Genomic DNA, 7,872 nt, shown 5'->3' on the forward strand with positions numbered 1-7,872 from the left:
CACAGGTTACTTCTTCGATGCTACTAATGATTGATAACTACGACTCCTTTACCTGGAATCTGGTGCAGTACTTTCAGCAGCTTGGTCAGCAGGTCGTGGTGCGCCGCAACGATGACATCACTTTGAAAGATATTGATGCACTAGCCCCGGAGTATTTGGTGATTTCACCCGGGCCAGGAACACCGGATGATGCCGGTATTTCCATGGCCGCGATCCGACATTGCGCGGGTAAGGTACCCATTTTAGGCGTCTGTTTGGGCCATCAAGCCATAGCGCAGGCATTCGGTGCTAAAGTGGTGCAGGCTCGTCAGGTGATGCATGGCAAGAACAGCTGGATTCACCACTCAGACAGTCATTTGTTTGCTGGTTTGCCAAACCCGTTAAGTATCACCCGTTATCACTCACTGGTGGTAGATTCCGAAAGCCTCAGTGCAGATTTCGAATGTTTGGCCTGGACGACGACGGATGCTTGTCAGGATGAATTGATGGCTTTTCGGCACCGCCAGCTATCGTTGTTTGGGGTTCAGTTTCATCCAGAAGCTATTTTATCCGATGCAGGCCTTCAACTGCTGCAGCATTTTTTACAATGCAGGGTTGCTTCACTACATCGTGCTTGACAGCCAAGAGCCAGCTAAGCAGTATGTATTTTTGCTAATTAACCACTTTTCGCAGGGGCATGCGATTTTATGAGTTCTTCGTCAGTACTGACAGAATTTCCATTACGATACTTTGATTTATTGATCGGAGTCGATCCGGCAACCAGAGACAAAAAAAAGAAATACGATAAAGATGCCGTGCAGGATCGTACCCTGTTAGCTGTAGAGGCTCAGGCTAGACAAGCGCGGCTGGCTGATGCAAAAGTCAAGGTGCAGTTTAGTGAGTTTGCGCAAGCTCATTTACAGGATCAGGTGGCAGATGTATTGGCAGACCGATTAACGGCCATTGATGAGGTGGCATCCAGTCTGTTTGATTTAACGGCGGACTATTATGCTTTGCTGGATACATTAAGCGCCAAAGTGGTGACCTTGAACCAGTTGGATCCGGCCATTAAAAAAGTCCCCTGGTTGGTAGATGATTTATTGAAACTGGTGAATCAACCGAAATATCGGAACCGTACCGCTTCAGGTGCGCTGATTAAGGATGTGAAGACTGGTCTGCGCTTTCTCGGTGTTGAAGCCTTGCAGCTTATTATTCCTGTGTATGGCATGAAGCGCTGCATGCCTCATTCTACGGAGCCATTTCATCGTTTGAAAACGGATCTGTGGGATTACAGTTTGGCCACGGCAATTGCTGCCAAAACATTAGCTGACTATTATGGCGAGTCGTCCTTTACTGCCTTCTGTGCTGGTTTATACCATCCACTGGGGCATATAGCGGTCACTCGTAATTATTTACGAACTTATCAGCAAGTTAAGCGTGAAGAGCTACTAAAAGCTCGTGAGGCCAGAGATGTTGGCTTAATCGATACACTGGATGAATTGGAAGCGGATGCGGGCATGCTGAGTGAGCAATTGACCGAACATGCCGCCGTGCTGAGTGCTGACTTAACCTCTCGCTGGGGTTTAAGACGGTTACCATTATGCCAAACACTGGATCAACTGGCAGAAGGGATCGGTTTCAGCGGAGCCTCCCCAATGGCTCGAGTGGTGCAGCAAGCGCAAACTTTTGTCCAGTGGCAGCAATTGAAGAAAAAGCAACGCTTGTCCAGCGATGAAATGCAGGCCATGTTGAAGGCCGTAGGCATGACCAAAGAAACGCTTCAGCTTTTACTCAGTACCAATTTACAGAAACTGGATGTTGATTTGTAATTTTTTTTACGATAATCATGCAAGCTGTCTTTGAGAGCGTATTTAAACTGTTGGGATGGCAACAGTGATGGCAGCTTACTTGCTCTTGCTTCAAACGGAATTTGAGTGAAATAGTCACTGCGTACTTATTCAGCTTGCATGCAAAACTATCTGTAGCCCTTGTTTTTGTTGGCCTTGAGCGGTTCTGGGGTGCAGACATCGTTGAATTAATCTGCAATAATGCCAATACCAATACTGATGTTTTCATGGCTTTTTATTCAGCCGTATATGCATCGGTGAGCAACTTTATAGTGAAGAGGTAAGTACAATCATGGCAGAGCACATTCAGGTCACCCGCAGCTTATTTGATGAGGTCATGGTACCTAACTATGCCCCGGCAAACATGATCCCGGTCAAGGGCGAGGGGTCTCGTGTCTGGGACCAGGAAGGACTGGAGTATGTTGATTTTGCAGGTGGTATTGCCGTAAGTAGTTTGGGTCATTGTCACCCAGCGCTGGTGTCTGCATTGAAGAGCCAGGCCGATAAGTTATGGCATCTAAGCAATGTCCTGACCAATGAACCAGCGCTTCGTCTGGCCAGTAAGTTGGTTCAGCATACTTTTGCCGATAAAGTCTTTTTTGCCAACTCAGGTGCTGAAGCCAACGAAGCCGCTTTTAAACTGGCTCGTCGCTGGGCGTTGGATGTTCATGGTGAAGCGAAGCAAGAAATCATCTCCTTTAGTAAAAGCTTTCATGGCCGTACCTTTTTTACCGTCACTGTAGGTGGCCAGGCCAGCTATTCCGATGGCTTTGGTCCAAAACCCGGTGCCGTCATGCATGCGGAATTTAATAATCTGGATAGTGTAAAAGCGCTAATTAGTGATCGCACCTGTGCTGTTGTATTGGAGCCAATTCAAGGCGAGGGCGGCATTATTCCTGCTACGCAGGAGTTCTTGCAAGGGATTCGCGAGTTGTGCGATCAACACAATGCACTCTTGGTGATGGATGAAGTGCAAACAGGAGTTGGCCGTACTGGCAAATTGTTTGCTTACATGAATTACAATGTGCAACCGGATATTTTAACCAGTGCTAAGTCTCTGGGTGGTGGTTTCCCGATTGGTGCAATGTTAACCACTGATGCGTTTGCTAAGCATTTAAAAGTGGGCACGCATGGTAGCACTTATGGTGGCAACCCATTGGGTTGTGCGGTTGCTGAGGCAGTCCTTGATACGGTAAACACCCCAGAGGTATTGGATGGAGTGGTGGCGAAAGAGCGATTATTTCGCCAGCGCCTGGAGGCCATCAACGAGACGTATCAGGTGTTCAGTGAAGTTCGTGGTAAAGGTATGCTGTTAGGTGCTGTGTTGAATGAGCGTTATCAGGGCCGTGCACGCGACTTTTTGTTGGCTGCAGCCGATCATCGTTTGATGGCGTTAGTCGCTGGTGCCAATGTAGTGCGCTTTGCGCCATCACTGGTGATCACTGAGCAAGATATCCATGATGGTATGGATCGGTTTGAGCAAGCTGTGGCCCAAGTGGTTAATGCAGGTTAATTGAATAAAAGCAATAAGGCGCCTAAGCGTCGACAATGAAGCACTGAGGCGGCCTGGCTGCCTCTTTTACTGAATATACCCGTCGCCTTTCAAACTGCATGGGCTTGCTGCCTGGCTGCACTGCGAAACCCATAGGGTATACAACTGGAGAAAGCGACAATGATTGTGATTCGCCCAATCCGTGCTGATGATTATGCATCCTTGTACGATATCGCCGTCGAGTCCGGCCATGGTTTTACCTCACTGCCTGTGAATGATGAGCTGTTGATGCGGAAAATTAACCGTTCAGAACGTTCATTTCAAAAAACAGTGACGTCACCGGGTGATGAGGGATATTTATTTGTATTGGAAGATACAACAAGCGGTTTGGTGATGGGCACCAGTGCGCTGGAAGCTGCTGTGGGTCTGGATGATGCTTTTTATCATTATCACTTAGGCAAGGTGGTGCATAGTTCACGCTCGCTAAATGTGTACAAAACGGTCGATATTTTGACATTGTGCAACGATTACACCGGTGCCAGTGAGTTATGTACCTTATTTCTGCGTGAAGCCTGTCGGCAAAAGAACAATGGTAAGTTGCTGTCAAAGTTTCGCTTCTTATTCTTAAAAGAATTTAGCGAACGCTTTTCCGATCGCATTATTGCTGAAATGCGCGGTGTCTCCGATGAAAATGGTAACTCTCCATTCTGGCAATGGTTACAGGAGCACTTTTTTTCAGTAGACTTCCCTACAGCGGACTATTTAACCGGTATCGGCCAGAAAGTATTTATTGCCGAGCTGATGCCAAAGTATCCTATTTATGTCAGTTTGCTCAGTAAAGAAGCGCAAGCGGTGATTGGCCAGGTGCACGGTAAGACCAGACCTGCCATTTCTTTATTGCAGTCCGAAGGGTTTTCCCATCGAGGCTATGTCGATATATTTGATGCAGGCCCAACCGTTGAAGCAAATTTAGAGCATATTCGCTCGGCTCGATACAGCGAGAAACGTCAGGTTCGAATTGGCGATGTGAAGCCAGGGCATGCGTACTTAGTCTGTAATACGCAGCTGCAAAATTTCAGGGCAACCTGGCTTGAGATGCAGATCGATGAAGACAGCGACGAGGTGGTGTTATCTGCCGAATGCGCTGAGGGGTTGCTGGTTGAAGCCGGTGACTGGGTACGTCTAACCAGAATTTAATCAGGGGAGTGGAATGAAACGTCCTGTTCAGTTTATTCAAGGTCAGTGGGTGGCGGGCGAAGGCTCATCTTTTGTGTCGTTGGACCCAGCTAAAAATAAGCAAGTGTGGCAAGGTGAGTCCGCCTCTGCGGCTCAAGTCGATACTGCGGTTCAAGCAGCACGAGAAGCACATTACAGCTGGGCGGACTTGAGTCTGGAACAGCGGCTTGAAGTAGTGAAAAAGTTTGGTGAGCAACTGGTTGCAGAGAAAGAAGCATTGGCGCTTTGTATTGCTGAAGAAACAGGCAAGCCGTTGTGGGAAAGCCGCACCGAAGTGGGCGCTATGACCGGGAAAATTGATATATCCGTGCGTGCTTATCAGGAAAGAACCGGTAGCAAAGAAAACCCAATGCCTCAGGGCAAGGCTTTTTTACGCCATAAACCGCATGGGGTAGTGGCTGTTTTTGGCCCTTATAACTTCCCCGGCCATTTACCCAATGGCCATATCGTGCCAGCATTGTTGGCAGGAAATAGTGTGTTATTCAAGCCAAGTGAATTGACGCCTAAAGTCGCAGAGCTGACTGTGCAATTGTGGCAAAAAGCGGGCCTACCGGCTGGTGTGCTGAATTTATTGCAAGGTGAAGTTGACACCGGTAAAGCGCTGGCTGGCCACGACGGCATTGATGGTTTGTTTTTTACTGGCAGTTCCAGAACTGGCCACTTTTTACATCAGCAGTTTGCTGGTCGGCCAGAGAAAATTCTGGCGCTTGAGATGGGTGGCAACAACCCATTGATCGTGCAGGATGTATCGGATGTGGATGCAGCTGTGCATGATATCATTCAATCTGCTTTCATTTCTGCCGGCCAACGTTGTACCTGTGCCCGCAAGTTGTTTTTGCCAGCCAATGAGCAAGGCGATAAAATTTTGGCTCGACTGCTTGATGTTGCAAGCAACATCAAGGTGGGGCTGTACGACGATGAAGAACAGCCGTTTATGGGCTCGATGATCTCAGTCGCTGCAGCCAAGGGTATGCTGGATGTGCAGGCTCAACTACAAAAGCTGGGCGGACGCTCTTTGTTGGAAATGAAGCATCTGGATGAGGCTACGGCTTTGGTATCGCCTGGCATTATCGATTGTAGCGATATTGCAGATTTTCCAGACGATGAACACTTTGGCCCTTTATTGAAAGTGTTTCGCTTTACCGACTTTGATGCCGCAATTGCTGCAGCCAACAACACTAGCTTCGGCTTGTCTGCTGGTTTATTAAGTGACAGTGCTGATTTGTACCAGCACTTTTTCCGCCGTATTCGTGCCGGTATCGTGAACTGGAACCGCCCGATCACGGGGGCTAGCTCAGCAGCACCCTTTGGTGGTATCGGTAAGAGTGGTAACCACCGTGCTAGTGCTTACTATGCGGCCGATTACTGTGCATACCCGGTGGCTTCTGTCGAGTTAGATAAAGTACAACTACCAGAGCAACTATCGCCAGGCTTACAGTTCTAGCACTTGATTGCGTTGGAATGAAGTAAAAACAAGTCGGGGCTTTTGCCCCGATTTGTTTTATGCGTCAGATTTTGCTTAACTGTTAGGCAATCTCATTACAGTAAGGCAGTACGGCAACCATGGTGATTGATAAAACCGGCTACGAACACCTGATCCAGTTTTTAGCAGAGAACTTGTCTTTATTTGAGCAACCTGGTGATCCTGCCGCTAATCATAAAACGGTAGGTGAGTTTTTGGAGGAGCGTATTGCTGAGCAAATTATTCAGCTCTGCACACAACACTCTGAGCTGGAAATGAATCACCGCAGCATCATCATTCGGGAAGTCGATGGCATTATGTATGACTTTCAGGAAGTGTTAGCCAGTGTACTGGAACAGCCGGTAACACTTGAGCAAGCTGAGCTGATTAATGAGACTGCATTATTAATCAAGAACTTATTTGATAATGCCATTGCTGATCTTTTTGATTAACTGATAAACCGCAATTGAATCTGGCGACAATGCATATATTTCGCTAGAATGTGCCCCCTTTTGCGTAAATACCATGGAGCTTACGATGGAAGCATCGGTAAAGTGGTTGGATACAATGACCTTTGTTGGGCACTCTGGTAGCGGCCATCAGGTCGTGTTTGATGCCGACAGTACTCAGCATTCGGCGCCTAGCCCAATGGAAATGCTGTTGATGTCTGCCGGAGCTTGTTCATCGGTTGATGTGGTCAGCATATTAAAAAAAGCCCGGCAGCAAATTCTGCATTGTGAAGTCAAATTACAAGCCGAGCGAGCGGAGACCATCCCCCGGGTATTTACCAAAATGCATCTGCACTTCGAAATCACCGGAGTAGATGTCAATGAAAAGCAGGTGGCCAAAGCTGTACAGCTATCTGCCGAGAAGTATTGTTCAGTGTCGCTTATGCTGGCGAAAAGCCTTGAGGTGACACACTCGTTCAGCGTAAAAGCCGCGGAAGGGTTGGCCAGCGCCAACTAGTTTCCAGTTGTTAAATAGCTGTTGTAAACACAACAGTAGTGGAGAGCACGCTCAGTGATCAATCCGTTTGAGAAAATAAAGCTGCATGGCTTTAACAACTTGACCAAAAGCTTAAGCTTTAGCATCTACGATATTTGCTACGCCAAAAGCGAGCAACATCGGCAAGAATACATCGAATACATCGATGAACAATACAATGCTGATCGTTTGACCGATATCCTCTGCGAAGTGGTCGATATTATTGGCGCTAATGTGCTAAACATTGCGCGGCAAGATTACGATCCGCAAGGTGCCAGTGTCACCATTTTAGTAAGCGAAGAGCCAGTACTGGAAAACCCCGATAATTCAGAAAACCCGGGCCCATTACCAGAAACCGTGGTTGCTCATCTGGATAAAAGCCATATTTGTGTGCACACCTATCCGGAAGTGCACCCACACGATGGCATTTGTACCTTTCGGGCTGATATTGAAGTATCCACCTGTGGCATTATTTCACCACTGAAAGCACTGAATTTTTTGATCCACAGTTTTGAATCTGATGTCGTGACCATCGATTACCGGGTACGAGGCTTTACCCGGGATGTCAGTGGCACCAAGCATTATATCGATCACCCGATCAGTTCTATCCAAAACTTTATGGATGAAGACACGAAGAATGCTTTTCAGATGATCGATGTGAATGTCTATCAAGAGAATCTGTTTCACACCAAAATGATGTTAAAAGAAGGCGATTTAAACAATTACCTGTTTGGTGTTGGCACCGACTCGATGAGCGACGAGACGGAGCATGAGATTAGCAGCAAGGTGTTTAAAGAAATCCGTGAAATCTTTTATGGGCGCAATTTACCAGAAGTAAAGTAGTTGATGCCGCATCATAAAAAACCGCTCAG

The 7,872-nt window shown here is 47.3% G+C and carries 8 protein-coding genes; all 8 read left to right on the forward strand.

Annotated features, from left to right (window positions below; translation table 11 throughout):
* Positions 1 to 17 precede the first annotated feature (17 nt).
* The 8 genes from Q3O60_RS13995 (at position 18) to speD (ending at position 7,843) form a co-directional block, all read left to right on the forward strand.
* Positions 18 to 617 carry an anthranilate synthase component II gene (locus Q3O60_RS13995; RefSeq protein WP_305894561.1) on the forward strand — a complete coding sequence of 200 codons (600 nt, stop codon included), beginning with the start codon at positions 18 to 20 and terminating at the stop codon, positions 615 to 617.
* A gap of 69 nt (positions 618 to 686) precedes the next feature.
* Complete coding sequence (locus Q3O60_RS14000) at positions 687 to 1,808, forward strand: HDOD domain-containing protein (protein ID WP_305894562.1); 1,122 nt, start codon at positions 687 to 689, stop codon at positions 1,806 to 1,808.
* Between the two features lie 310 nt (positions 1,809 to 2,118).
* Entirely contained in the window at positions 2,119 to 3,339 is a 1,221-nt protein-coding gene (locus Q3O60_RS14005; RefSeq protein WP_305894563.1) for an aspartate aminotransferase family protein, read from the forward strand.
* A 159-nt stretch (positions 3,340 to 3,498) separates the two neighbouring features.
* Entirely contained in the window at positions 3,499 to 4,515 is a 1,017-nt protein-coding gene (astA, locus tag Q3O60_RS14010; protein ID WP_305894564.1) for an arginine N-succinyltransferase, read from the forward strand.
* A 13-nt stretch (positions 4,516 to 4,528) separates the two neighbouring features.
* On the forward strand, positions 4,529 to 5,998 hold the full coding sequence (astD, locus tag Q3O60_RS14015; RefSeq protein WP_305894565.1) for a succinylglutamate-semialdehyde dehydrogenase: 1,470 nt from the start codon (positions 4,529 to 4,531) through the stop codon (positions 5,996 to 5,998).
* A 119-nt stretch (positions 5,999 to 6,117) separates the two neighbouring features.
* Positions 6,118 to 6,468, forward strand: a complete 351-nt coding sequence (locus Q3O60_RS14020) for a DUF3802 family protein (protein WP_305894566.1) — start codon at positions 6,118 to 6,120, stop codon at positions 6,466 to 6,468.
* A gap of 85 nt (positions 6,469 to 6,553) precedes the next feature.
* The gene (locus Q3O60_RS14025) at positions 6,554 to 6,982 is read left to right on the forward strand and encodes an OsmC family protein (RefSeq protein ID WP_305894567.1); all 429 of its coding nucleotides are present in this window, start codon (positions 6,554 to 6,556) and stop codon (positions 6,980 to 6,982) included.
* Between the two features lie 54 nt (positions 6,983 to 7,036).
* Positions 7,037 to 7,843 (forward strand): adenosylmethionine decarboxylase, encoded by an 807-nt coding sequence (gene speD, locus Q3O60_RS14030; RefSeq protein ID WP_305894568.1) that lies wholly within the window; start codon positions 7,037 to 7,039, stop codon positions 7,841 to 7,843.
* Positions 7,844 to 7,872: the final 29 nt, after the last annotated feature.

The organism is Alkalimonas collagenimarina (assembly GCF_030717845.1).
GTDB lineage: Bacteria > Pseudomonadota > Gammaproteobacteria > Enterobacterales > Alteromonadaceae > Alkalimonas > Alkalimonas collagenimarina.

Coding starts and splice junctions, on each gene's coding strand:
- Q3O60_RS14020 (WP_305894566.1), top strand. CDS start 6,118: ATGGTGATTGATAAAACCGGCTACGAACACCTGATCCAGTTTTTAGCA.
- Q3O60_RS14005 (WP_305894563.1), top strand. CDS start 2,119: ATGGCAGAGCACATTCAGGTCACCCGCAGCTTATTTGATGAGGTCATG.
- Q3O60_RS14025 (WP_305894567.1), top strand. CDS start 6,554: ATGGAAGCATCGGTAAAGTGGTTGGATACAATGACCTTTGTTGGGCAC.
- astD (WP_305894565.1), top strand. CDS start 4,529: ATGAAACGTCCTGTTCAGTTTATTCAAGGTCAGTGGGTGGCGGGCGAA.
- astA (WP_305894564.1), top strand. CDS start 3,499: ATGATTGTGATTCGCCCAATCCGTGCTGATGATTATGCATCCTTGTAC.
- Q3O60_RS13995 (WP_305894561.1), top strand. CDS start 18: ATGCTACTAATGATTGATAACTACGACTCCTTTACCTGGAATCTGGTG.
- Q3O60_RS14000 (WP_305894562.1), top strand. CDS start 687: ATGAGTTCTTCGTCAGTACTGACAGAATTTCCATTACGATACTTTGAT.